At 60.0% G+C, this 23,082-nt stretch carries 24 protein-coding genes and 1 pseudogene; 14 read left to right on the top strand and 11 right to left on the bottom strand.

Going from position 1 to position 23,082, the window contains the following annotated elements; translation table 11 throughout:
• Positions 1 to 26 precede the first annotated feature (26 nt).
• The gene (locus CQ009_RS04340; protein WP_064389458.1) at positions 27 to 962 is read left to right on the top strand and encodes a sensor domain-containing diguanylate cyclase; all 936 of its coding nucleotides are present in this window, start codon (positions 27 to 29) and stop codon (positions 960 to 962) included.
• Positions 963 to 1,014: 52 nt separating this feature from the next.
• Entirely contained in the window at positions 1,015 to 1,395 is a 381-nt protein-coding gene (locus tag CQ009_RS04335; protein WP_105704982.1) for a DUF2784 domain-containing protein, read from the top strand.
• Here CQ009_RS04335 and CQ009_RS04330 read toward each other — a convergent pair.
• Complete coding sequence (locus CQ009_RS04330; protein ID WP_105704981.1) at positions 1,392 to 1,919, bottom strand: DUF3087 domain-containing protein; 528 nt, start codon at positions 1,917 to 1,919, stop codon at positions 1,392 to 1,394. The two genes, CQ009_RS04335 and CQ009_RS04330, sit on opposite strands and share 4 nt — an antisense overlap.
• Before the next feature lie 223 nt (positions 1,920 to 2,142).
• Between CQ009_RS04330 and ppnN the strand changes: the two genes are divergently transcribed.
• On the top strand, positions 2,143 to 3,516 hold the full coding sequence (ppnN, locus tag CQ009_RS04325) for a nucleotide 5'-monophosphate nucleosidase PpnN (protein ID WP_105704980.1): 1,374 nt from the start codon (positions 2,143 to 2,145) through the stop codon (positions 3,514 to 3,516).
• A gap of 198 nt (positions 3,517 to 3,714) precedes the next feature.
• On the opposite strand, the gene CQ009_RS04320 is transcribed toward ppnN, so the two are convergent.
• Both CQ009_RS04320 and CQ009_RS04315 read right to left on the bottom strand, forming a co-directional pair.
• On the bottom strand, positions 3,715 to 5,121 hold the full coding sequence (locus CQ009_RS04320) for an FAD/NAD(P)-binding protein (protein WP_105704979.1): 1,407 nt from the start codon (positions 5,119 to 5,121) through the stop codon (positions 3,715 to 3,717).
• The gene (locus CQ009_RS04315; RefSeq protein ID WP_064389408.1) at positions 5,122 to 5,685 is read right to left on the bottom strand and encodes a helix-turn-helix domain-containing protein; all 564 of its coding nucleotides are present in this window, start codon (positions 5,683 to 5,685) and stop codon (positions 5,122 to 5,124) included.
• Positions 5,686 to 5,773: 88 nt separating this feature from the next.
• Here CQ009_RS04315 and CQ009_RS04310 point away from each other — a divergent pair, with 88 nt between their 5' ends.
• The 7 genes from CQ009_RS04310 to CQ009_RS04280 all read left to right on the top strand — a co-directional run bounded on the left by CQ009_RS04310 (position 5,774) and on the right by CQ009_RS04280 (position 13,012).
• Positions 5,774 to 6,706 carry a DMT family transporter gene (locus tag CQ009_RS04310; RefSeq protein ID WP_371920149.1) on the top strand — a complete coding sequence of 311 codons (933 nt, stop codon included), beginning with the start codon at positions 5,774 to 5,776 and terminating at the stop codon, positions 6,704 to 6,706.
• 248 nt (positions 6,707 to 6,954) lie between these two features.
• Positions 6,955 to 9,873: a monovalent cation/H+ antiporter subunit A gene (locus CQ009_RS04305; RefSeq protein WP_105704978.1), complete on the top strand. Its 2,919-nt coding sequence runs from the start codon at positions 6,955 to 6,957 to the stop codon at positions 9,871 to 9,873.
• On the top strand, positions 9,873 to 10,217 hold the full coding sequence (locus CQ009_RS04300; RefSeq protein ID WP_016775082.1) for a Na+/H+ antiporter subunit C: 345 nt from the start codon (positions 9,873 to 9,875) through the stop codon (positions 10,215 to 10,217). The genes CQ009_RS04305 and CQ009_RS04300 overlap by 1 nt, the downstream gene beginning before the upstream one ends.
• Positions 10,214 to 11,893, top strand: coding sequence for a monovalent cation/H+ antiporter subunit D (locus tag CQ009_RS04295; protein ID WP_064389405.1), 1,680 nt, complete (start codon positions 10,214 to 10,216; stop codon positions 11,891 to 11,893). The genes CQ009_RS04300 and CQ009_RS04295 overlap by 4 nt, the downstream gene beginning before the upstream one ends.
• Positions 11,890 to 12,378, top strand: a complete 489-nt coding sequence (locus CQ009_RS04290) for a Na+/H+ antiporter subunit E (protein ID WP_064389404.1) — start codon at positions 11,890 to 11,892, stop codon at positions 12,376 to 12,378. The genes CQ009_RS04295 and CQ009_RS04290 overlap by 4 nt, the downstream gene beginning before the upstream one ends.
• On the top strand, positions 12,375 to 12,653 hold the full coding sequence (locus CQ009_RS04285; RefSeq protein ID WP_007910754.1) for a K+/H+ antiporter subunit F: 279 nt from the start codon (positions 12,375 to 12,377) through the stop codon (positions 12,651 to 12,653). Before CQ009_RS04290 ends, CQ009_RS04285 begins: the two co-directional genes overlap by 4 nt.
• A complete protein-coding gene (locus CQ009_RS04280; protein WP_064389403.1) occupies positions 12,650 to 13,012 on the top strand; it encodes a Na+/H+ antiporter subunit G in 363 nt (120 codons plus the stop codon). The genes CQ009_RS04285 and CQ009_RS04280 overlap by 4 nt, the downstream gene beginning before the upstream one ends.
• Positions 13,013 to 13,128: 116 nt before the next feature.
• Here CQ009_RS04280 and CQ009_RS04275 read toward each other — a convergent pair whose 3' ends face one another.
• Positions 13,129 to 13,569: a DUF3995 domain-containing protein gene (locus tag CQ009_RS04275; RefSeq protein ID WP_064389402.1), complete on the bottom strand. Its 441-nt coding sequence runs from the start codon at positions 13,567 to 13,569 to the stop codon at positions 13,129 to 13,131.
• A gap of 93 nt (positions 13,570 to 13,662) precedes the next feature.
• On the opposite strand from CQ009_RS04275, the gene CQ009_RS04270 reads away from it, so the two are divergent.
• The gene (locus CQ009_RS04270; RefSeq protein ID WP_105704977.1) at positions 13,663 to 14,052 is read left to right on the top strand and encodes a DUF2946 domain-containing protein; all 390 of its coding nucleotides are present in this window, start codon (positions 13,663 to 13,665) and stop codon (positions 14,050 to 14,052) included.
• 92 nt (positions 14,053 to 14,144) lie between these two features.
• Positions 14,145 to 16,277: a TonB-dependent siderophore receptor gene (locus CQ009_RS04265; RefSeq protein WP_105704976.1), complete on the top strand. Its 2,133-nt coding sequence runs from the start codon at positions 14,145 to 14,147 to the stop codon at positions 16,275 to 16,277.
• Between the two features lie 90 nt (positions 16,278 to 16,367).
• Here the strand turns inward: CQ009_RS04265 and CQ009_RS04260 are convergent, their stop codons facing one another.
• The 3 genes from CQ009_RS04260 to CQ009_RS04250 form a co-directional block, all read right to left on the bottom strand.
• Positions 16,368 to 17,384 carry an ABC transporter substrate-binding protein gene (locus CQ009_RS04260; protein ID WP_105704975.1) on the bottom strand — a complete coding sequence of 339 codons (1,017 nt, stop codon included), beginning with the start codon at positions 17,382 to 17,384 and terminating at the stop codon, positions 16,368 to 16,370.
• Between the two features lie 127 nt (positions 17,385 to 17,511).
• A complete protein-coding gene (locus tag CQ009_RS04255; RefSeq protein ID WP_105704974.1) occupies positions 17,512 to 17,709 on the bottom strand; it encodes a hypothetical protein in 198 nt (65 codons plus the stop codon).
• Positions 17,710 to 17,717: 8 nt separating this feature from the next.
• On the bottom strand, positions 17,718 to 18,188 hold the full coding sequence (locus CQ009_RS04250; protein ID WP_082355425.1) for a hypothetical protein: 471 nt from the start codon (positions 18,186 to 18,188) through the stop codon (positions 17,718 to 17,720).
• Positions 18,189 to 18,591: 403 nt separating this feature from the next.
• Between CQ009_RS04250 and CQ009_RS30175 the strand changes: the two are divergent.
• Together CQ009_RS30175 and CQ009_RS04240 are read left to right on the top strand one after the other, a co-directional pair.
• Positions 18,592 to 18,866: pseudogene (locus CQ009_RS30175) on the top strand (hypothetical protein).
• A 46-nt stretch (positions 18,867 to 18,912) separates the two neighbouring features.
• Entirely contained in the window at positions 18,913 to 19,149 is a 237-nt protein-coding gene (locus CQ009_RS04240; protein ID WP_105704973.1) for a DUF2789 family protein, read from the top strand.
• 6 nt (positions 19,150 to 19,155) lie between these two features.
• Here CQ009_RS04240 and CQ009_RS04235 read toward each other — a convergent pair whose 3' ends face one another.
• The 4 genes from CQ009_RS04235 to CQ009_RS04220 all read right to left on the bottom strand — a co-directional run bounded on the left by CQ009_RS04235 (position 19,156) and on the right by CQ009_RS04220 (position 23,054).
• Positions 19,156 to 19,359 carry a hypothetical protein gene (locus CQ009_RS04235; protein WP_105704972.1) on the bottom strand — a complete coding sequence of 68 codons (204 nt, stop codon included), beginning with the start codon at positions 19,357 to 19,359 and terminating at the stop codon, positions 19,156 to 19,158.
• A 113-nt stretch (positions 19,360 to 19,472) separates the two neighbouring features.
• Positions 19,473 to 20,696 (bottom strand): methyl-accepting chemotaxis protein, encoded by a 1,224-nt coding sequence (locus CQ009_RS04230; protein WP_371920152.1) that lies wholly within the window; start codon positions 20,694 to 20,696, stop codon positions 19,473 to 19,475.
• 604 nt (positions 20,697 to 21,300) lie between these two features.
• On the bottom strand, positions 21,301 to 21,705 hold the full coding sequence (locus CQ009_RS04225; protein ID WP_008084239.1) for a TraR/DksA family transcriptional regulator: 405 nt from the start codon (positions 21,703 to 21,705) through the stop codon (positions 21,301 to 21,303).
• A gap of 326 nt (positions 21,706 to 22,031) precedes the next feature.
• Positions 22,032 to 23,054 carry an ABC transporter permease gene (locus CQ009_RS04220; RefSeq protein ID WP_105704970.1) on the bottom strand — a complete coding sequence of 341 codons (1,023 nt, stop codon included), beginning with the start codon at positions 23,052 to 23,054 and terminating at the stop codon, positions 22,032 to 22,034.
• Positions 23,055 to 23,082: the final 28 nt, after the last annotated feature.

The raw sequence follows: 23,082 nt of genomic DNA, 5'->3' as shown, positions 1-23,082 counted from the left end.
ACATTCCCGTTGAGACCCTGCCTGCCATGACCGCCATCGACAATGACGTGTACAAAACCCTGCTGGAATCGACCAAAGCCATTCCATGGCGGATCGACTGGAAAAGCATGACCTTCAGCTATATCGGCCCACAGATCGAAACCTTGCTCGGCTGGCAGCAGGACAGCTGGGGCGGAGTCAATGACTGGGTCGAGCGCATGCACCCGGATGACCGCGATTACGTCGTCGAATTCTGCGTCTCGCAATCGCGTGCCGGCGTCGATCACGAAGCCGATTATCGTGCCCTCACCAGCAGCGGCGACTACGTGTGGATCCGCGATGTGGTGCACGTGGTGCGCAAGGACGGCGAAGTCGAAGCGCTGGTCGGCTTCATGTTCGATATCAGCGAACGCAAGAAAACCGAAGAGCATCTGATCCGTTTGCAGAAGCAACTCGAAGAGTATTCGTTCCAGGACGGGCTCACCGGCATCGCCAACCGGCGCATGTTCGACACGGTCCTTGAACGCGAGTGGACCAGCGCACAACGCAGTGGCCTGCCGCTGTCACTGCTGGTGCTCGACATCGACTACTTCAAGCAATACAACGACCATTACGGCCACATCAAAGGTGACGAATGCTTGCGCCAGGTGGCCAGGACGCTGTCGTTGGCGGCCAACCGGCCACGGGATTTCATTGCGCGGATCGGTGGCGAAGAATTTGTCTGGCTGCTGCCGGAAACCGATGCCGAGTCGGCGCGTCTGGTGGCGCGAAAATGTCTGCACTTGATCCGTCAGCAGCAGATTGCGCACGCGCAGTCGAAGGTGTCGTCGCAGGTCAGTCTGAGCCTGGGCGTCGGCACGACGAAAGCCGCTGCCGGCAGCGATCCCCTGGATTTCGTCGAACAGGTCGACAAGCTGCTCTACAAAGCCAAACACAACGGGCGCATGCGCGCCGAATTCGCTGATTTTCGCACTGACGTTTAGTCCTCTGACGGGCGTAACATAGCGCCATTCACACTCGCGTCAGGGAGACCACATGCTGTACCGAATCGCAGCCGACGGGCTGGTGCTGTTTCATTTGTGCTTTATTTTGTTCGTACTGTTCGGCGGGTTGCTGGTACTGAAATGGCCGAGAATCATGTGGCTGCATTTGCCGGCTGCGGCCTGGGGCGTGGCGGTCGAGGTATTGCACCTGACCTGTCCGCTGACCTACTGGGAAAACCTGATGCGCCACGCCGCCGGGCAGACCGAATACGCCGGCGGCTTCATCGAGCACTACATCTGGCCGATCATCTATCCGGCCGGGCTGACCCCGCAGATTCAACTGGCACTGGGCAGCGTGGTGCTGGCGGTCAATCTGTTGGTCTACGGGCGCATGATCCGTTCATCGAAATTGCGCGGCAAGCAGATGCTCTAGCGCGGCGTCTGCTTCAACGCGTCCAGCCAGGCGGGGTCGAGTCGTGCCTGCTCAGTGTCGAGACCCAGCGCCTGCATCCGTTCTTTATGCGCTTCGACTTCTCGCCACCGTTGCCCATGATCGCTGGAGTTACCATCCAGTTCATGCATTTGCGTCAGGCCCAGATGATAGAAGCGCAGCACCTTCATCGCTGTTGGATCGTTCTTCTCCACGGCTGCCGTCACCTGATGCATCACATTGGTGATGCTCATCAGGTTGCGTTTGAGTCGCCAGCTGTACACCGCCGGGGCCATCCAGGTCTGATGCCAGAAGCGCCCGCGCAGCAATGCCGCCGTCAGCAGGAACGCGACAAATACCCCACCGACGTTGAACCGCAGGTTATCGCCGCCAGGCTCGCCGAACAGCGCCACTGCGACGCTGGAAAACAACATCGCCAGCACCAGGAACAGCACGGCGATGATGATCGTGCTGCGCCGGGTCTGCTGGCGAAAGGTGGCGGCGTCCATCGGCTGAATCTCGAACATCACTTATGACTTCCTTGAGCGACAAAAGGGGCAACGGAAAAAACTCGCCGGCGCATTATCGCCTCTGCGAGGGATTTAGCTATGCTGGGGCTCCTTTTCATCTTTTCAGCGTCCAACGGGGACATGGCGGTACAGCGCAGATCGTGCCATCTTCATTCATGGATACACATCATTCGGATGCCATCGCCTAGTCTTGAGATGACATCGTTTTAAGGATCATTGCATGACCCAACGACACGTAATCAATGCCTCGGTCAGCCCGAAAGGCAGCCTGGAAACCCTTTCTCAACGTGAAGTCCAACAACTGAGCGAAGCCGGATCCGGCAGCACCTACACCCTCTTCCGCCAGTGCGCCCTGGCCATCCTCAACACCGGCGCCCATGTCGATAACGCCAAGACCATCCTCGAAGCCTACAAGGACTTCGAAATCCGCATTCACCAACAGGATCGCGGCGTACGCCTGGAGCTGCTGAACGCTCCGGCCGACGCGTTCGTTGACGGCGAAATGATCGCCAGCACCCGTGAAATGCTCTTCAGCGCCCTGCGCGACATCGTCTACACCGAAAACGAACTCGACAGCCAACGCATCGACCTGACCACCTCGCAAGGCATCAGCGACTACGTTTTCCACCTGCTGCGCAACGCGCGCACCTTGCGCCCGGGCGTCGAGCCAAAAATCGTCGTGTGCTGGGGCGGCCACTCGATCAACACCGAAGAATACAAATACACCAAGAAAGTCGGCCACGAACTGGGCCTGCGCAGCCTCGACATCTGCACCGGTTGCGGCCCCGGCGTGATGAAAGGCCCGATGAAAGGCGCAACCATCGCCCACGCCAAGCAGCGTATTCATGGCGGTCGTTATCTCGGTTTGACCGAGCCGGGCATTATTGCGGCTGAAGCGCCGAACCCGATCGTCAATGAGCTGGTGATTCTGCCGGACATCGAAAAACGTCTGGAAGCGTTCGTGCGTGTCGGCCACGGCATCATCATCTTTCCGGGCGGTGCCGGTACGGCGGAAGAGTTCCTTTATCTGCTCGGCATCCTGATGCACCCGGACAACGCCGGCCTGCCGTTCCCGGTGATCCTCACCGGGCCGAAACATGCCGCGCCGTATCTGGAACAGCTCGACGCGTTCGTCACTGCGACCCTTGGCGAGGCGGCCAAGCAGCACTACGAAATCATCATCGACGACCCGGCCGAAGTCGCGCGACAGATGACTCAAGGGCTCAAAGCAGTGAAGCAGTTCCGCCGCGAGCGCAACGACGCGTTCCACTTCAACTGGCTGTTGAAAATCGACGAAGGCTTCCAGCGTCCGTTCGATCCGACTCACGAAAACATGGCCAACCTGAAATTGCACCGCGACCAGCCACCGCACGAACTGGCGGCGAATCTGCGTCGGGCGTTCTCCGGGATAGTCGCCGGCAACGTCAAGGACAAAGGTATTCGCCTGATCGAAGAACACGGGCCATATCAGATCCGTGGTGATGCGGCGATCATGCAACCGCTCGACGCGCTGCTCAAAGCCTTCGTCGCCCAGCACCGGATGAAACTGCCGGGCGGTGCGGCGTATGTGCCTTGCTATCGGGTGGTGGCGTAACCCTTCCGGCCAACACGTAACAAATGTAGGAGCGAGCCTGCTCGCGATAGCGGTTTATCAGTCACTGTTGATCTCGACTGCCCCACCGCTTTCGCGAGCAGGCTCGCTCCCACAGGGTCTGAATGTGGACACAAAGTCTGCGTTCACCCAAGCAAATGTGGCAGCGAGCCTGCTCGCGAAGAGGCCGCCAAGCACACCTCAAATTTCTGACCTGCCCGCCAACCGCATCGCCAACGCCTTGGCCTGCAACGCCACATCCGTCACCGCCGTACTCTCCCACCACATTCCCCGCAGTGGCGGCCCCATCGCAAACACCCGGCTGGACGCACGCCCGTCGGCATCCAGCACGGCGCCATCCACCGCCGCCGCAATCCCCAACGCCAACGGCCCCGGCTGTATCAAGCCGCGCGCCAGCAATTGCTGCGGCAACGGCCGCGCCACTCGGCGCCAGTCGTATTCAATGCCACTGGAATTGATCAGCGCCGCCCCCTGCACCACGCAGGTTTCAGACTCACCGCGACGTCGAATGCGAATGCTGATGCCATCTTTCGAATTCGGCTCAAGCCCTTTGAATGAAGCCGCCTGAGTGCGCAGACGCCCTTCGCTGTGCAAGCGCTCGACCAACGCCGCGCTCAGCGGTGGCGAGCGATGATGATGGCTTTCCCACCATGGCCGCACATGGCGTACGAATTGTCGCCGCTGCACGTCAGTCGCCTGACTCCACAGGCGGGCGATATGCACCCGCACCGTGTCCAGCGGCGCCTGCCAGTCAATGCCTTGAGCGATGGCGTCGCGACAGTGTCGGCGCAACTCGCGCAACAACTGCCGTGGTGTACGAATGCTCTGGTCGTCGTCGAGAAAGTCCGGCCACGCCGGCGGCTGGCGACGCACATGGGGCAACAAACCATGCCGGGAAAACACCTCAATCGGCCCGCGATGCCCGGCCTGCTCCAGCGATACCACGGCGTCAACCATGGTCAGGCCGGAACCGATGATCAGCACGCTCGCCTGCGGATCGAGTTGGCGCATGGCCGCGACGTTCCACGGGTCCAGCGCGGCGGCGTTGAGGCCACTGGAGTGTTTCTGCGCAGTGCGCGCGGCGGCAAACATGCCGGTGGCGAGTACCGCACAGGCACCTCGCAACGATTGGCCATCGCTCAAGCCGAGCAACACCGTATCGGCATCGGTTCGCAGGTCCAGCACTTCGGCGCAAAGGTGCTCGACGGTGGAACCCTGCTGCGCCCCCACCTGTCGGGCTTCCGCCAGGCGCTGCTGCACATACACGCCAAACAGTCCGCGCGGTGGAAACAGCTCGCTGATCGGCACATTCTGTTCGGCAGACTCTGGCCAGCCGCCAGCCGCAATATGTGCAGTCAGCCATTGCGTGAGGTCATCGGGGTTATCCGGATCGACGCTCATCCGCGCCGCATTGCCATTCAGCGTATGCCCCAGCTCGAGCGCGCTGTACGCCTCGCCTCGACCGAGTTCGGTACGCGGCTCGATGACGAGGATTGTTCGCCGCCCGGGCTGACGCAGCAATTGCACGGCCAGCATCGTACCGCTGAGCCCACCACCGATGATCAGGATGTCCGCGTCGCAAGCCATTCAAATCACCACATTACGCACGAACCGCGCCGCAACATCGCCATCGTTGCGGTAGGAGTGCGGCTGGTTGCTGGCAAACATGAAGAACTCCCCTGTGCCGATTTGTTGCGGTTGATTGCCGAGCATGAGCGTCAGGCAACCTTCGAAGACGAAAATCTGCTCGCTCCAGCCCTCGGCATCCGCTTGCGAGGGATAAACCTCGCCCGGTTGCAGGCACCACTCCCATTGTTCGACTTCGCGGGTGGCGGTGGCTTTCGATAGCAGCACCGCTTTGCTGCCTGGAATCGTTCCCGCCCAGGCCACTTCGTTGATCCGGCTCGGGTCACGGGCGTCCGGCGCCTGGATCAGATCGCTGAACGCCACATCCAGCGCTTCGGCGACGCGGTCAAGGGTGGTCAGGCTGACATTCTTCTCTCCCGCCTCGATCGCCACCAGCATGCGTCGGCTGACGCCGGATTTTTCCGCCAGCGCGGTCTGGCTCATGTCCGCAGCGTGGCGCAGGCGTCGGACGTTCTGACTGACGTGCTGGAGAACGGAGGTTCTTTGAGTCGAATCTTTGTGCACTATATTGCTCACTCGGTGAGGTTGGGCAGTATACTGCGCAACGTTGGGCGCATTGTGCGGCCTCCTTTTTATAGTGCGCAAGGTCATCATGTCGCTGAACAATACCGCCGCTCCTCTCCGTTTCTCTCGTTTCAGCAAAGCCGAGTGCGTGCTGGTGCTGATCACCATGATCTGGGGCGGCACCTTCCTGCTGGTTCAGCATGCGATGACCGTCAGCGGCCCGATGTTTTTTGTCGGTCTGCGTTTTGCGGCGGCGGCTTGTATCGTTGCGCTGTTCTCATGGCGGCATTTGCGCGAACTGACCCTGTTTGAACTCAAGGCCGGCGCGTTCATCGGCGTGGCGATCATGCTTGGTTACGGCCTGCAGACCGTCGGACTGCAAACGATCCCGAGCAGTCAGTCGGCGTTCATCACCGCGTTGTACGTGCCGTTCGTGCCGTTGTTGCAATGGCTGGTGCTGGGACGGCGACCGGGGTTGATGCCGAGCATCGGGATCATGCTGGCGTTTACCGGTTTGATGCTGCTGTCGGGGCCGTCGGGGGCGTCGCTGAATTTCAGCCCGGGTGAAATTGCCACGTTGATCAGCGCCATCGCGATTGCCGCCGAGATCATCCTGATCAGTACCTATGCCGGCCAAGTGGATGTGCGCCGGATCACCGTGGTGCAACTGGCCACAACATCGGTGTTGTCGTTCCTGCTGGTGGTGCCGACGGGCGAGCTGATACCGGACTTTTCCTGGACGCTGCTGGTGACGGCGCTGGGCCTGGGCGCTGCGAGTGCCGCGATTCAGGTGGCAATGAACTGGGCGCAGAAAAGCGTTTCGCCGACCCGAGCGACGTTGATCTATGCCGGTGAGCCGGTGTGGGCCGGGATCGTCGGGCGGATTGCCGGCGAGCGGTTGCCGGCGATTGCGCTGCTGGGGGCCGGATTGATTGTGGCGGCGGTGATTGTCAGTGAGCTGAAGACCAAGGGCAAGGTTGCAGAAGCCGAAGCTGAGCTGGAGCGGGAAGCACAGGGGTAAAGCTCCGAAGCCTTCATAGGCTGAATTATTGCTATCGCGAGCAGGCTCACTCCTACAGGGGGAACGCATTCCAAATGTAGGCCTTCGCCTGCTCGCGATGAGGCCAATCCAAGCAACATCGATCTACCTGAAACAATGCCAAACATAAATATTCAGACTACTTTGTAGGATTCTGAGACATCCTGGCGTTTGGTGATCGGGGAGCTGGCACGTATGATGCTTCACAAACTTCCGCAGATTAGAAGCCTATGTCCCTGATAGTTCTACTGCTTCTGCCATTCATTGGCAGCTGTCTGGCAGCGGTGCTGCCACACAACGCGCGTAATACCGAATCCCTGTTGGCAGGTCTGGTCGCTTTGATCGGCACCGTCCAGGTTGCGTTGTTGTACCCGCAAATTGCCCATGGCGGCGTGATCCGCGAAGAGTTCATGTGGCTGCCCAGCCTCGGCCTGAACTTCGTTTTGCGCATGGACGGCTTCGCCTGGCTGTTCTCGATGCTGGTGCTCGGCATCGGCACACTCGTTTCTTTATATGCGCGTTATTACATGTCGCCGGACGATCCGGTGCCGCGCTTTTTCGCGTTTTTCCTGGCGTTCATGGGCGCCATGCTCGGCCTGGTGATCTCCGGCAACCTGATTCAGATCGTGTTCTTCTGGGAGCTGACCAGCCTCTTCTCCTTCTTGCTGATCGGCTATTGGCACCACCGCGCCGACGCGCGTCGCGGCGCTTACATGGCGCTGATGGTCACCGGTGCGGGCGGGTTATGCCTGCTGGCGGGGGTCATGATTCTCGGCCATGTCGTCGGCAGCTATGACCTCGACAAGGTCCTGGCCGCCGGCGACATGATTCGCGCACATGCCCTCTACCCTATCCTGTTACCCCTCATCCTCATCGGCGCACTGAGCAAAAGTGCCCAATTCCCGTTTCACTTCTGGCTGCCCCACGCCATGGCGGCGCCCACGCCAGTCTCTGCGTATCTGCACTCGGCCACCATGGTCAAGGCCGGTGTATTCCTGCTCGCGCGTCTGTGGCCGTCGCTGTCCGGCAGTGAAGAGTGGTTCTACATCGTCAGCGGAGCCGGCGCGTGTACGCTGTTGCTCGGCGCGTACTGCGCGATGTTCCAGAACGATCTCAAAGGTTTGCTCGCTTACTCGACCATCAGCCATCTAGGCCTGATTACCCTGCTGCTCGGCCTGAACAGTCCGCTGGCGGCAGTGGCAGCGGTGTTCCACATCCTCAACCACGCCACGTTCAAGGCCTCGCTGTTCATGGCGGCGGGCATCATCGACCACGAAAGCGGCACCCGTGACATCCGCAAACTCAGCGGCCTGATCAAGCTGATTCCGTTCACCGCGACACTGGCCATGGTTGCCAGCGCCTCGATGGCGGGCGTGCCATTGCTCAACGGTTTCCTCTCGAAAGAGATGTTCTTCGCCGAAACCGTGTTCATCAATGCCACCGCGTGGGTCGAAGCGGCGTTGCCGATTGTCGCGACCATTGCCGGTACATTCAGCGTCGCCTACTCCCTGCGCTTCACCGTCGATGTGTTCTTCGGCCCGCCGGCCACCGACCTGCCGCACACCCCGCACGAACCGCCGCGCTGGATGCGTGCGCCGGTCGAGCTGCTGGTGTTTACCTGCTTGCTGGTGGGGATTTTCCCGGCGCAGATCGTCGGACCGTTGCTCGCGGCGGCAGCGCTACCGGTTGTCGGTGGCGTACTGCCGGAATATAGCCTGGCAATCTGGCACGGCCTCAACGCGCCAATGATCATGAGCCTGATCGCCATGTCCGGCGGTATTGTCGTCTATCTGCTGCTGCGCAATCAGCTCAAGCGCGGCCGTTTCAAATACCCGCCATTGATCGGCCGTTTCAACGGCAAGCGCCTGTTCGAGCGCAGTCTGGTGGTGATGATGCGCATGGCCCGCCGCGTGGAGCGGCGACTCGGCACCCGACGCCTGCAAATGCAATTGTTCCTGATGGTATTGGCGGCGGTGCTCGCCGGCCTGATCCCGATGCTGCACAGCACGCTGAGCTGGGGCGACCGGCCGAAGATCCCCGGCTCGATCGTCTTCGTGACCCTGTGGCTGCTGGCGATTGCCTGTGCCCTCGGCGCTGCCTGGCAAGCCAAGTATCACCGACTCGCGGCTCTGACCATGGTCAGCGTTTGTGGCCTGATGACCTGCGTGACCTTCGTCTGGTTCTCCGCGCCCGATCTTGCCCTGACGCAACTGGCGGTTGAAGTGGTGACCACTGTGCTGATCCTGCTCGGCCTGCGCTGGTTGCCACGCCGTATCGAAGAAGTCTCGCCCCTGCCAAGCAGTCTGCGCAGGGCACGCATTCGTCGTCTGCGCGACTTGCTGCTGTCGATTGCCGTCGGCGCCGGCATGGCCCTGCTGTCCTACGCCATGCTCACGCGGCAGACACCGAACGACATCTCCTCGTTCTACCTCAGCCGAGCCCTGCCCGAGGGCGGCGGCAGCAATGTGGTCAACGTGATGCTGGTGGATTTCCGTGGCTTTGACACCCTCGGTGAGATCACCGTGCTGGTTGCCGTGGCACTGACCGTGTTCGCCCTGCTGCGACGCTTCCGCCCGCCGAAAGAAAGCCTGCAACTGCCAGCCCAGCAACGCTTGCTCGCGCCGGACGTGGTCACCGACCTGGTCAACCCGCGTTCGGCCAGCGACACCGCGCTCGGTTTCATGATGGTGCCGGCGGTGCTGGTGCGCCTGCTGCTGCCAATTGCGCTGGTGGTGTCGTTCTACCTGTTCATGCGCGGGCACAACCAGCCGGGCGGCGGTTTTGTTGCCGGTCTGGTGATGTCGGTGGCGTTCATCCTGCAATACATGGTCGCCGGCACGCAGTGGGTCGAGGCGCAAATGAGCCTGCGGCCGTTGCGCTGGATGGGCACCGGATTGCTGTTCGCCACCGCCACCGGCCTCGGCGCGATGCTGGTCGGCTATCCGTTCCTGACCACGCATACCTGGCATTTCAGCTTGCCGCTGCTCGGTGACATCCATATCGCCAGCGCACTGTTCTTCGACATTGGTGTGTACGGCGTGGTGGTCGGCTCGACGCTGTTGATCCTCACCGCCCTCGCCCACCAATCGGTGCGGGGTCACAAGACCGCATCGCTGCCCAAGTCCGTCGCCAGCAAAGGAGCCGTCTGATGGAAGAAGTCATCGCAATCGCCATCGGCATCCTCGCCGCGTCAGGCGTCTGGCTGATCCTGCGGCCACGAACCTTTCAGGTGGTCATGGGCCTGTGTCTGCTGTCGTATGCGGTCAACCTGTTCATCTTCAGCATGGGCAGCCTGTTCATCGGCAAGGAGCCGGTGATCAAGGATGGCGTCACTCAGGACTTGCTGCATTACACCGATCCGCTGCCACAGGCACTGGTACTCACGGCAATCGTCATCAGTTTCGCCATGACCGCGCTGTTTCTCGTCGTTCTGCTCGCTTCACGCGGCCTGACCGGCACCGACCACGTCGACGGCCGGGAGCCTAAAGAATGATGGCGATGACTCACCTGATCGCCGCACCGATCCTGCTGCCGCTGCTGACCGCCGCCATCATGCTGATGCTCGGCGAACGGCACCGGCCGCTGAAGGCGAAAATCAATCTGTTCTCCAGCCTCGTCGGCCTGTTCATTTCGGTGATGCTGCTGCAATGGACGCAAACCACCGGCGTGCCCGGCTCCATCGGCGTGTACTTGCCGGGTAACTGGCAAGCGCCGTTCGGCATCGTGCTGGTGGTCGATCGCCTGTCGGCGCTGATGCTGGTGCTGACCGGGATCATCGGCGTCAGCGCCCTGCTGTTTGCGATGGCGCGTTGGGACGGCGCCGGCTCGAGCTTCCATGCGCTGTTCCAGATTCAGTTGATGGGTCTGTATGGCGCGTTCCTGACCGCGGATCTGTTCAACCTGTTCGTGTTTTTCGAAGTGCTGCTCGCCGCGTCTTATGGCCTGTTGCTGCACGGCTCCGGCCGAGCGCGAGTGTCTTCGGGGCTGCATTACATCTCGATCAACCTGCTCGCCTCGTCGCTGTTCCTGATTGGCGCCGCACTGATCTATGGCGTAACCGGTACGCTGAACATGGCCGATCTGGCGCTGAAGATTCCGCTGGTGCCGGAAGCCGACAGAGGCTTGCTGCACGCCGGCGCGGGAATTCTCGCGGTGGCGTTTCTGGCCAAGGCCGGCATGTGGCCGCTGAACTTCTGGCTCGTCCCTGCCTATTCTTCGGCCAGCGCGCCGGTGGCGGCAATGTTCGCGATCATGACCAAGGTTGGCGTCTACACCTTGTTGCGCCTGTGGACGCTGCTGTTCTCCGGGCAAGCCGGAGCGTCTGCGTTTTTTGGCGGCGACTGGCTGATCTACGGCGGCATGGCGACTATGGCCTGCGCGGCGCTGGCAATTCTCGCCGCGCAACGCCTGGAGCGCATGGCCAGCCTGAGCATTCTGGTGTCGGCCGGCATCCTGCTGTCGGCGATCGGTTTCGCTCAGCCGAACCTGATCGGCGCGGCGCTGTTCTATGTGGTCAGCTCCACTCTGGCGTTGAGCGCGTTGTTCCTGCTGGCCGAGTTGATCGAACGTTCGCGCTCGGCCAACGAGATCCCGCTGGAGGATGAAAGCGAGCTGCTGCCGCGACCACAGGAATCCCTGCAACCGCCCAAAGGCATCAACCTCGACGACGAACAGAAAGCCGTGGTCGGTCAGGTCATCCCGTGGACCATGGCGTTTCTCGGTCTGAGCTTCATAGCCTGTGCCCTGCTGATCATCGGCATGCCACCGCTGTCCGGTTTTATCGGCAAGCTCAGCTTGATCGGCGCACTCCTCAATCCGCTGGGCCTGGGCACTGGCGCGCCGATTTCCAACGCAGCCTGGGCGCTGCTGGCGCTGCTGATCCTGTCCGGCCTCGCGTCGCTGATGGCGTTCTCGCGCCTCGGCATCCAGCGCTTCTGGACACCCGAAGAGCGTCCTTCGCCGCTGCTGCGCAAACTCGAATGCGCGCCGATCTTCCTGTTGCTGGGGCTGAGCATCGTCCTGACCTTCAAGGCTGAACCCCTGTTGCGTTACACCCAGGCCACCGCCGAGGCGTTGCACAACCCGCAACAGTACGTGATGGCGGTGCTCGGCACCCGTGCCGTACCGAGTCCGGAAGCGAAAGCCGCGATGCTGGAGGTGCAGCCATGAGGCGCGTGTTTCCTGCACCGTTATTGTCGTTGGCACTTTGTGCCTTGTGGCTGACGCTAAACCTGTCGATCAGCCCGGGAAATCTGCTGCTCGGCGCAATACTGGGATTTGCTGCCCCCCTGATGATGCGCAAGCTGCGCCCGAAACAAGCGCGTATTCGCCAACCGGGGACGATTCTGCGCCTGCTCGTGATCGTAGGTCGTGACGTGGTGCTGTCCAACCTGATCGTCGCGTGGGGCGTGCTTAATGCCGGCCGCCGCCCTCCGCGCTCAGGCTTTGTCAAAGTGCCGTTGGACCTGCGCGATGCTCACGGTCTGGCGACGTTGGCGATGATCTGCACGGTGGTGCCCGGCACGGTCTGGTCGGAACTGGCGCTGGATCGCAGCGTGCTGTTGCTGCATGTTTGGGATCTGGATGACGAAGCGCAGTTCATCGAGCACTTCAAGAGCACCTACGAGCGGCCGCTCATGGAGATTTTCGAATGAGCCCATTATTGTCGAACGCGATTCTGCTGACGCTGTTCCTGTTCTCGCTGGCGATGGTGTTGACGCTGGTTCGTCTGTTCAAAGGGCCCTCGGCGCAGGATCGGGTACTGGCGCTGGACTACTTGTACATCGTTGCGATGCTGATGATGCTGACGCTGGGCATCCGTTATTCCAGTGACACTTACTTCGAGGCGGCGCTGCTGATCGCGCTGTTCGGCTTCGTTGGCTCGTTTGCCTTGGCGAAATTCCTGCTGCGTGGCGAGGTGATCGAATGAATGCTGAATTGTCTTTGTGGATTGAAATCCCGGTGGCGATCCTGCTGGTGCTCAGTGGCGTTTTTGCGCTGTTCGGTGCGATCGGGTTATTGCGCATGAAGGATTATTTCCAGCGCATGCACCCGCCGGCACTGGCTTCAACACTGGGTGCGTGGTGTGTGGCGCTGGCGTCGATTATCTGTTTTTCGGCGCTGAAATCCGGGCCGGTCATACACGCCTGGCTGATTCCGATTTTACTCGCGATCACCGTGCCGGTGACCACCTTGCTGCTGGCGCGGGCGGCGTTGTTCCGCAAGCGCATGGCCGGGGATGATGTGCCGGCCGAGGTCAGTAGCCGACGCACCGAGAGTGGTAGCTGAAGTTTTGTATTGTCTGCAATGACGTTATCGCGAGCAGGCTCACTCCTACATTTGGAATGCGTTCCCCTGTAGGAGTGAGCCTGCTCGCGATGGCAATCTCCAGATCACCTCAAATATCAAACCCAAGCCACCGCCAACAACCCCGCCCCCAACACCGCACACAACGGCGAATACACCCACGTATCCAGTCGCGCAAACCGTGAATCCTTCACTTCCTTGAAGAACCCGACCAGATTCGAATCACCGATCGCCCGGGCAAACAACAACAATGCAATCGCACTGATCACCCATTGCAGCGCCTTGTGCGTCACAGCCGGCACTCCCCAGCCCACCCGCATGCACACCAGCACAGCAATCACCAATAACGCCGCCGCCACGATCAGCGTGAGCCAGCCCGAAGGTTTGAAGGCCGGCCGCACCGTTGCGACAAATCCGCGCACCGGCACCTGCGGCACCACCACCGCCGCCGCCCATTGCCCGCCCAGCGCCCAATACACATGCATCAGGCTGATCACTGTAAAAACCGTCACCAGCCATTGAGCCAACACAAAGGTCATGGTTGAAATCCTTGAAAGGGATTTGAACAAATCATCCTAGCCGCATTTTTTTCAAGTGCACGACCGATCAGCGGTACGGTAAAGTGCCGCTCCATGAAATTCTCCCGTTCCGATCGCTCATTGCTGGCCTGGATGCTCTATTGCTGCGTCCTGTTCAACGTGTTCGCCTGCAGCATCGGTCACGGACAAATGGTCGGTTTGCAGCTGAACGGTATCGGCGGTCAGTTCTGTACGGTCGACCCGGCCACGCAGGCCCCGCTTGCCAGCAATCCCACCGAAGAGCAACTGCCGACGCTGTCCAAGGCGTTTGGCTGTCCACTGTGCTCCGTTGGCGGCGGCATGGGCCCGGCGTTCAATTCCAGCCTGACCTTGGCGATCCTGCCGGAGCAACACAGCCCACCGCTGGCAACGATTGTCAGCGCCGACCTGCCTGCCCGCTTCACCTGGCCTACAGCCAACCCTCGCGCCCCGCCGCTCGCCTGAGTGTTTCTGCGTTTTTGATTTGTCAGCCCACTGCGCCAACGCGCGGCGTTTGCCTGTGCGCTGACTCCTAGACAAGCATTCAGGATTCAATGATGAAACAACTCACTTTGCTGGCGAGCCTGTGCGGCTGCCTGTCCGTCAACGCCTGGGCACAAGCCTCCGTCGATCTGGCCCCCATCACCATCAACGGCGAGTCCGGCACAGAACCCGGTCTGAGCCTCGACCAGTCCAGCGGCATGGCCTCGCGGCTTGGTCTGAGCGTGCGCGACACAACGGCCTCGGTCGCCATCGCCAACCGCAACGACATCGAACGCCATGGCGCGCAAAACTTCCAGGACGCCGCCAATACCCTGCCCGGGGTCAACGCCAGTGCGCCGCCGGGTTTTGGCGGTTTCGTTTCCTATCGCGGCTTCACCAGTAGCCAGATCACCCAGATGTTCAACGGCATCAATGTCTCAGGCGGCCTCGCACGTCCTGTTGATTCGTGGATCTACGACCGTGTGGAATTGGTCGGCGGCCCGTCATCGCTGATCAATGGCGCAGGCTCCGTCGGCGGTTCGCTGAACTACGTAACCAAACTCGCCACCCGCGATGAACAGGCAATTGAAGGCCGGGTCAGCTACGGCACCTACGACACCACCGAAACCGCGTTTGGCCTCAACCATGCCCTGACCGAGCCGGGCGCCGATGTGCAGCACTACGCGCGCCTCGACGTCAGCCACAACACCAGCAACGGCTACATCGACCGTCAGGAACGCGATGCCTGGAGCGTGGCGTTCTCGTTGCTCAGCGATCTCACACCCGACTTGTCGCACACCCTGGCGCTGGAGTATCAGGACGAACACGAGGACAGCCCGTATTGGGGTACACCCGTGCTCAACCCCAAGGCAGGTGAGTTGAAAATCGATAAACACAATCGCTTCAACAACTACAACGTCGAGGACGGTCGTTACGAACAACGGACGATCTGGGTACGTTCGATCATCGACTACCGGATCAACGACAGCACCACCTTGCGCAACACGCTTTATCACCTCGACAGCCAGCGCGACTACCGCAACCTCGAGACCTATCAGTACAACGCCGACAACAGCGCGGTGAACCGCTCAACCGCGTATCAGGTGCGGCATCAGGGCGAACAGAACGGCAACCAGTTCGAACTGCGCCACGACAACACGATGTTCGGTCTCGATACGACGTGGTCGGGTGGCTTCGAATACAAGGTCAACCAGACCACCAACTCGCCGCTGAACGTCAAAGGTGCCAGCACGGTAGACCCAAACAATTATCGCCCGGGGCATTTCTACGACATTCCCGGCACCACCCCCAAATTGATCAGCGACAAAACCAACGAGGTCACCACCAAGGCATTGTTCGTGGAAAACCGTTTGGCGTTGACCGACAAACTGTCGCTGCTCACCGGTCTGCGCTATGACGACATTGACCTCGACGTGACCAACCATCGCACCGTGACCGCCGCCAACCCCAAGCACCTCAAGCGCAGTTGGGAGCCAGTCACCGGCCGCGCCGGCCTGACCTACCAGTTCATTCCGTCGGCCAACGTCTACGTGCAATACAGCACCGCCGCCGAGCAACCGAATGGCACGCAGGACTTCGACGTTTCGACCGGCAAGCAATGGGAGATGGGTAGCAAATTCGATTATCTGAATGGCCGCGGCTCGGCGACCGTGGCGGCGTACACCATTGAGCGCAAGGACTTCGCCGTGACTGATCCGCTGGACCCGACCAGCAGCATTCCAGTCGGCCAGCAGACCTCGAAAGGCTTAGAGATCGCCAGTTCGCTGCGGATCACCGACAAGCTATTGGCCGAAGGCAACTTCGCTTGGGTCGATGCGCAGTACGACGACTTCACCGAGAAAAATGCTGCCGGCGTGGTGGTGTCACGCAAGGGCAATACGCCGACCAACGTACCGGATCGAGTCGGCAATCTGTGGCTGACTTATGATTTTTCGCCGCAATGGCAAGGTGGGGTGGATGCGCGGTATGTGGCATCGGTGTTTGCTGACACTGCCAACACCATGACGGTGCCGTCCTACACGTTGTTCGGCAGTTTCCTCAGCTACAAGGTCGACGCACACACCACCGTGACCGGGCGGGTGCGCAATCTGACCAATGAGGTGTATGCCGAGTTTGCGCATGTTTCGCCGGCGTATTACCTGGGCACACCGCGCACCTTCGAACTGGCGGTGCAGATGAAGTTTTAAAAGCATCGCGAGCAGGCTCACTCCTACAGGGGAATGCATTCCAAATGTAGGAGTGAGCCTGCTCGCGATGAGGCCATCAGCCTCAACCCTTTACCTCAAATCAGCCGAAACCTTCTCCGCCACATCCTTCGGCAACCAGGCCTGCCACACGTCCGGGTGGGCCTTCATAAATGCCACTGCCGCCTCCCGTGGCGCCGAGTGCTTCTCGCTCATGTCCGCCAACGCCTTGTTCAACGGTTCGATCGGAAAATCCACCTTGCTGAAGAACTCGGCAATCTGCGGATATTGCTTCTGAAACGGCGTTGACACGCCAATCGACAGCTTGGACGCCAGCGACCGGGTCGGTTTCGGATTGGGATTATCGGCGTCGGTCAGGGTTTTCCACGCCTCGGCATCGAACGGCGGCTCTTGCAGTTGCACCAGTTTGAATTTGCCGAGCAATGGCGTCGGCGACCAGTAGTAGAACAGCACCGGTTTACCACGACGGATCGAAGAGCTGATCTCGGCATCCAGCGCAGCCCCCGAACCGCTGCGGAAATTGGTGAAGTCATCCTGCAAGCCGTAAGCCGTCAGCTTCTGCTTGTTGACCACTTCCGACGTCCAGCCGATCGGGCTGTTGAGGAAACGCCCCTTGCTCGGATTTTCGGGATCCTTGAACACATCCTTGTATTTTTTCAGGTCACTGACGCTGCGCAGGTCCGGTGCCAGCGGCTTGATGCCCTTGGCGGGATCGCCCTTGATCACGTATTCCGGCACCCACCAGCCCTCGGTGGCGCCCTTGACCGTATCGCCCAGGCTGACCACTTTGCCTTCAGCCTCAGCCTTGACCCACACCGGACTGCGCCCTGCCCATTCCTCGCCGATGACCTGAATGTCATTGTTCGCCAGGGCGGTTTCCAGAGTAATGGTAGTGCCCGGCAGCGTGTCGGTCGGCAGCCCGTAGCCCTTCTCGACGATGATCCGCAGGACATCGGTGATCAGGCTGCCGCTTTCCCAGTTCAGGTCGGCAAAATGAATCGGCGCTTGTGCCGCCATCACCGATTGCGCTGACGTCAGCAATCCGAGTGTGACCACGCTGGCGGCCATTAACCGTCGAAATCCGTTCATGCATTGCACCTCGTGCTGTTCACAGCAATGGCAGGATGGCCTGACAGAAGACCGCAAGCCTCTGAATACTCAGTCAACTGACTGTAGCCGAGGTTCCTGCTTTTTCAGGTGCCTGCGCGTGACGAGGTTATGTTTCAGATTTTTCCTGCAAGCTTTGTAGCTCGCGTCTGACCATGCTGGCGTATGCCGCGGGACGCAACGTGTAGATCTGCGAGGCGACCCAACTCAGCCACGCGCCTTGCATTTCGGCCTTCGCCGCGAACAGGCGCCGGGCTTGCGCACGCGCGGTATCGAAGTTTTGCGAATGGAAATCGGCGCGGCTCAATGCTGCGCTCACTCGCTGGCCTTGAAGGTCACCAGCTCGCCCTTGCGCCACTTGGCGGCTTTGGCGGTGACGGCTTTCAGCGTTTTGGTCAGGCCTTCCTGCAGTTGTTCATTGGCGGCGAACACCGTTACGACACTGTGCCCTTCCTTGAACAGAATCGCCTGACCATCGGCCGTCGAGACAAAAGCGTAGTCGCCCAGGCCATAGACCGTCAGTTTGATTTCGCGAAATCGGATATCCATCTTGCCGCCTTCACGGCTGGGCAGGACCGAGGCACTGAAATGATCGCCGACCTTGAGCTTGAGCCCGGGCTTGTCATCTACGACCAAAGCGCTTTCGGTATCGATTTCGGCAACGTAAATGCCTTCGGCGTTTTGCTCGGTGATGTAAACAAAACGCGATTGAAACTGCTTGACCAGCTTTGCACGCAAATCACCCAGCACGAACAAAGCATGCATATCGAGGTTACTGACTGCCAAAGAAACATCCCCACATCTGAAAAAACCGTACGCGGGAAAACGCGCACGGCAAAAAAACGGCCAGGCCGATGGAACTGCCGGTGACTCAAATGAAAAGCTCGAACCGAGCAGACTGCTCAATCATCGCGAGGTTCGCAAGACTACTGGAATGTCACCCGCGAAACTTGCCTCGATGTCGCCAAAACTCGAAGGAAAATTCCTTACTTGTGCACAGAGAATGCTGACTACGAACTTTAGGGAAAATTCTCACGAAAAAAAGCTCTTTTCCGACATATCGCTCGTGAAAAATTGCTTTAGATAAGCGCTGTCGTCAACAGGTACTGGCGATTCTAGAGCAGCGATGCTCATTACGACTACCCGAAACGGCCTGTAAATACCGGCCGCCTCATGAAAAGGACTTCATATGTGCACTCTGACTCACTTCGCCCTGCCCGCTGACGCCCGCGTAAAGTCTCCCCTCGTCCTGCACGTGAACGGGATGGCCGAACTGTCCAGCGCCGGGCAATACGCCCATACCCCACGTTTTCAGGTAATCCCTGCCGGCAACGCCTTCTTTCACATCAGGGAAAATCGACGGGACTTGTAAGAGGTTTCCGCGAGGATCATAACGAAGCCTGCGCCCTCGCTCGCTCGCTTGAATCACAAATCGAACTCCGCGCCAGCGACTGCCTCAGATAAAGAGAGTGATCATCTGCGCCATAGGGCGCTCAATAAGGAGCACACGATGGAACTGCCTGCATACGACTTGAAAACCCTGTTTGATCAACTGGGACTGCCTTCGGAAGACAGCGCAATCGACGACTTCATCGAAGCACATCCGCTGGCTGCCGAGACCAAACTGATCGATGCCGACTTCTGGACGCCGCAACAGGCGCAATTGCTCAAGGAGTGGCTGCGCGCCGACGGCGAGGAAGCCGTGATGGTCGATGAACTGAACGTACGTCTGCACCGCGGCAAGTAAACCGGATCAGTGCAGGCTTTCGCCCGGCTCGGCTTGCAGTTGCGCGAGCCAGGCAGCCTTGCACTCCTCGGCTTCGTCGCGACTGGCGAATGCGGTTCCGCACCGCTCGCCATCAAGCAGCACGACCCAACAGACACTTTGACCCAATGCGCGCAGACCGGCGGGCACGCCACTGCCGATCATCACCGCGACATCGACTCTTGATTGCATGCTGACCTCACGAATTCATTAGCTACCTAACTATCTAGGCAGATTAATGCTTTCTGTCGAAAGAAAACAGCAACCCTCGTGCACAGATTCATTGCACCTTCAGTAACAATCGATCAGCGCGGATTTTCCGGTTTGTAGCCCAAGCGCAATCCGCCCCAGTGGCGCCCCTTGACCAGGATTGGTACCGACAGGTCGTGCATCAGCTCGCCGGTATCGCGGGTATAGGTCTGCAACAGCACTGGTTGTTGATGACTGCCGCAGCGAATGCCGGTGCGGTCGGCAAACTTGCGTTTGGTGCGATTGTTGACCGCGTCGACCTGCGCATCACCGGTCAATGGCTGACTGAACAGTTGATTGTGCGTCGGTACATAACCCTGCTGCGTGCAGGCGATCGCGAACACCAGGCCCTCATGGCGCGGTAGCAACGGTTCCTGAATCGCCGGCAGCACCTGGTCGGTATAGCGGTCAAAACGGGTTTGATACTTCGCTGGCTGGGTATTCGCAATCGGCTGGTACTGACGATCGAACAGATCCTCCAGGCTGACCCGTCCCTGCTCGACATCCGCTTCGAAGCGCGCCGCAATCTGGTTCGCGCCTTCACGTGCGAGGTCGTAGATACGCTGGTGATAGTCATCGAGACCGACCTCGGCGAGGCGCTCGCTGATGGTCTCCGCCTGCCCTTCCATCTGCACCGCTGCGTCAGCGAGGCGCCGGGTCTGTTGATCGCTGATCGCCAGATCGCTGCGCATCTGCTCCACGGCCTTGAACAAGCTGTCGAGCTGTTCACGGTTGGTTTGTGCACCTCGGGCGATTTCGCCGACCTGGCTTTCCACGCCGGCCGCCAGTCGGGCGATGTTGTCCAGGTGCTGGCCGGTGTGCTCGACCTGCTCGACGCCGGTGTGCAAATCGCTCGACAGCTGGCGAATCTGCTCGACCACTTGCGCCGTACGCTGCTGAATGTCGGCCACCATCTCGCCGACCTCGCCCGTCGCCGATGCCGTGCGCGCCGCCAGACCACGCACCTCGTCCGCCACCACAGCGAAACCACGGCCATGCTCGCCGGCCCGCGCCGCTTCGATCGCCGCGTTCAGCGCCAACAGATTGGTCTGGCTGGCAATCGACTGAATCACCAGCGTCACGCGTTGAATGTCATCGCTGCGCACGCTCAAGGCTTCGATCAGTTCACGGCTGGCGTTGGCGCGCTGACTGAGTTGTTGCATCCGCAGGATCGAATCGGCCAGTTCGGTACGCCCCGCCGCACTGCTGTGATGCGCTTCGCTGGCGGCCTCCAGCGCTTCTCGGCTGAGCTGCGACGTGGCCTGCTCAGTGGCAATCATCACCTCGGCGTTGCTGACAATCCGTGCCGCCGCATCGAGTTGCGATTCGAGTTTGCTCGCCAGTTCCTTGACCGAAAACGCCACACCGGCCGCCGACAACGCGTTATGGCTGGTGGTATAGGAAAGGTCACGGGTCAATTCGGACATGGCGTTGCCAGTGTCGACAGGCGCGGCATCGGTGACAGTACGGGAACGCAGGCGCGGCAGCCAGATGACCAGCATTGCCAACGGCATGCCTAGGTAAAGCGACCACTCACCCAGTGTCATGCCGGCGAGCAACAGCATCAGGGCGATGCTTTGCAACGTCGGTGCGAGCCAGCGGTTTTTCGGTAAAAACACTGGTGCAGGCAAAGCCGCAACCAGAGATCCATCTCTCGTCATATCAACACCCCACGCTTGTTCTCATTGTTGTGACTGCATTAAACGCCACTACAACGCCATTATCCATGGTCCGTTAGTCGTGGGGCTGTGGCAGGTCAATGAACCGCGTGGAATATCGCAGGCGAAAAAAAGCAAAGATCGCAGCCCCGACAACCCTCTGTAGGGGCTGCCGAAGGCTGCGATCTTTTCCAGGCGCCCCTGATTAAAGGGGCACCTCACAGAATCAGGCCTGACGCTGGTGCTTGTCGATCTGCTCGTGACGCTCTTGAGCTTCGATGCAGTATTTGGTGGTCGGGCTGATCAGCAGACGCTTCAGGCCAATGGCCTCGCCGCTGTCGTCGCACCAGCCAAAGCTGTCTTCCTTGATGCGCTCAAGGGCTTGTTCCAGTTGCGGCAGCATGCGCTGGTCGCGATCGATCGCGTTGACCAGCCAGGTGCGCTCTTCTTCAACCGAAGCCGCGTCCGCCGGGTCGGCCGGAGTGTCCAGGCTCTCGATGGCGATACGGTTTTGCTCAATGCGCTCGTGGGTTTCGACTTTCATGTTCTGCAACAGCTCAGTGAAGAAAGCGTGTTGTTCGGAATTCATGTAGTCATCTGCCGGCATGGCCAGCAACTTGTCCTTTGTCATTGATATCTCTATAAAAAAACGTGCATTAAGGCGAATTAGGGAGCGTTTCGGCGATCCGCGTGCGGTCATCGAAAAGGCATCGTTTATTGCAAATGCCACCCGGCACTCAATTTACGAGGGGCGGCAGTCTAAGGCCGACTTGAGGCCTCAGCAACTGTAAATACTGGGAATTTGTCCGACAACGCCCGGAAACTGCTCTGACACAAGCTTCACAGCGGTCATCGGAGTGCGTTTATAGCAAGAAATTCAGTCAAGCGGCTGTATATAGAAGACAAACGGCTGCGCCACGCGGGCAGGCGTGGCGCATTTTGCGGTTTGCTTCGGTATCAGCGCTTGAGTTTGCGCTTGTTGCGGTACTGGTCGATGACCACGGCCACAACAATAATCAATCCTTTGATAATGTCCTGAATATACGCATCCACCCCGACAAAGGTAAAGCCACTGGCCATGACCCCGAGGATCAACGCCCCGATCACGGTGCCGGTAATGCGCCCTACGCCCCCCGCCAGACTGGTGCCGCCGATGACCGCTGCGGCAATCGCATCCAGTTCATACGACATGCCCATTCCCGCCTGCCCGGTGGCGGCACGCGCCGAGGCAACCACGCCAGCCAGGCCTGCGAGCAACCCGGCAATACTGTAGACGATCACCAGATGGCGCTTGACGTTGATCCCCGAAGTCCGCGCCGCCTGCATGTTGCCGCCGATGGCGTAAGTGTATTTGCCGTACTTGGTGTAACGCAGGGCGATGTGGAAGATCACCGCCACCACCAGAAAGATGATCACCGGCATCGCGCCATGACCAATCGCTGTGTAGGAGTCGGACAACATGCTCACCGGCTGACCTTCAGTGTAATACCGCGCCAGACCGCGAGCCGAGACCATCATGCCGAGGGTCGCAATGAACGGCGGGATGCCGGTGATGGCAATGATGCTGCCGTTGATCGCGCCCGCCAGCAAGCCGACACCGAGCCCGGCGATCACTGGAATCCACACCGGCAAGTCCGTCAGCGACGGAAACACCGCCCGGGCGAAGTCCGAGGTCTGCGCCAGGCTGGCGGCGATCATGGCTGACAGCGCCAACACTGAACCCGAAGACAAGTCGATGCCCGTGGTGATGATCACCTGCGTCACGCCAATGGCCAGCAAGCCAATGATCGACACCTGCAGGATCATCAGCACCAGGCGCTGCGAGTTCATCAGGAAACTCTGGTCGCGGACGATCCAGCCGAACACCTCAAAAACCAGACCGATGCCGATCAGCACCAAAAAAATGCTCAGTTCAGTCGGAAAGCGCCGACGACTCTTGGTCGGCACCGTCGCTGGCTTGTTTTCCAGTATCGCGTTCATAACCACCCACCTTCAAAATAAAAATCCG

The sequence above is a fragment of the Pseudomonas sp. MYb2 genome (assembly GCF_002979955.1).
Lineage (GTDB): Bacteria > Pseudomonadota > Gammaproteobacteria > Pseudomonadales > Pseudomonadaceae > Aquipseudomonas.
Note: the sequence above shows the minus strand (reverse complement) of the source record. Positions and strands in the feature narration are given on the sequence as shown.

Excerpts from the sequence above, each read along its gene's own strand:
- CQ009_RS04340 (WP_064389458.1), top strand. The coding sequence starts at position 27 with ATGACCGCCATCGACAATGACGTGTACAAAACCCTGCTGGAATCGACC.
- CQ009_RS04335 (WP_105704982.1), top strand. The coding sequence starts at position 1,015 with ATGCTGTACCGAATCGCAGCCGACGGGCTGGTGCTGTTTCATTTGTGC.
- CQ009_RS04330 (WP_105704981.1), bottom strand. The coding sequence starts at position 1,919 with ATGTTCGAGATTCAGCCGATGGACGCCGCCACCTTTCGCCAGCAGACC.
- ppnN (WP_105704980.1), top strand. The coding sequence starts at position 2,143 with ATGACCCAACGACACGTAATCAATGCCTCGGTCAGCCCGAAAGGCAGC.
- CQ009_RS04320 (WP_105704979.1), bottom strand. The coding sequence starts at position 5,121 with ATGGCTTGCGACGCGGACATCCTGATCATCGGTGGTGGGCTCAGCGGT.
- CQ009_RS04310 (WP_371920149.1), top strand. The coding sequence starts at position 5,774 with ATGTCGCTGAACAATACCGCCGCTCCTCTCCGTTTCTCTCGTTTCAGC.
- CQ009_RS04305 (WP_105704978.1), top strand. The coding sequence starts at position 6,955 with ATGTCCCTGATAGTTCTACTGCTTCTGCCATTCATTGGCAGCTGTCTG.
- CQ009_RS04300 (WP_016775082.1), top strand. The coding sequence starts at position 9,873 with ATGGAAGAAGTCATCGCAATCGCCATCGGCATCCTCGCCGCGTCAGGC.
- CQ009_RS04295 (WP_064389405.1), top strand. The coding sequence starts at position 10,214 with ATGATGGCGATGACTCACCTGATCGCCGCACCGATCCTGCTGCCGCTG.
- CQ009_RS04290 (WP_064389404.1), top strand. The coding sequence starts at position 11,890 with ATGAGGCGCGTGTTTCCTGCACCGTTATTGTCGTTGGCACTTTGTGCC.
- CQ009_RS04285 (WP_007910754.1), top strand. The coding sequence starts at position 12,375 with ATGAGCCCATTATTGTCGAACGCGATTCTGCTGACGCTGTTCCTGTTC.
- CQ009_RS04280 (WP_064389403.1), top strand. The coding sequence starts at position 12,650 with ATGAATGCTGAATTGTCTTTGTGGATTGAAATCCCGGTGGCGATCCTG.
- CQ009_RS04275 (WP_064389402.1), bottom strand. The coding sequence starts at position 13,569 with ATGACCTTTGTGTTGGCTCAATGGCTGGTGACGGTTTTTACAGTGATC.
- CQ009_RS04270 (WP_105704977.1), top strand. The coding sequence starts at position 13,663 with ATGAAATTCTCCCGTTCCGATCGCTCATTGCTGGCCTGGATGCTCTAT.
- CQ009_RS04265 (WP_105704976.1), top strand. The coding sequence starts at position 14,145 with ATGAAACAACTCACTTTGCTGGCGAGCCTGTGCGGCTGCCTGTCCGTC.
- CQ009_RS04260 (WP_105704975.1), bottom strand. The coding sequence starts at position 17,384 with ATGAACGGATTTCGACGGTTAATGGCCGCCAGCGTGGTCACACTCGGA.
- CQ009_RS04240 (WP_105704973.1), top strand. The coding sequence starts at position 18,913 with ATGGAACTGCCTGCATACGACTTGAAAACCCTGTTTGATCAACTGGGA.
- CQ009_RS04235 (WP_105704972.1), bottom strand. The coding sequence starts at position 19,359 with ATGCAATCAAGAGTCGATGTCGCGGTGATGATCGGCAGTGGCGTGCCC.
- CQ009_RS04230 (WP_371920152.1), bottom strand. The coding sequence starts at position 20,696 with ATGATTGCCACTGAGCAGGCCACGTCGCAGCTCAGCCGAGAAGCGCTG.
- CQ009_RS04225 (WP_008084239.1), bottom strand. The coding sequence starts at position 21,705 with ATGACAAAGGACAAGTTGCTGGCCATGCCGGCAGATGACTACATGAAT.
- CQ009_RS04220 (WP_105704970.1), bottom strand. The coding sequence starts at position 23,054 with ATGAACGCGATACTGGAAAACAAGCCAGCGACGGTGCCGACCAAGAGT.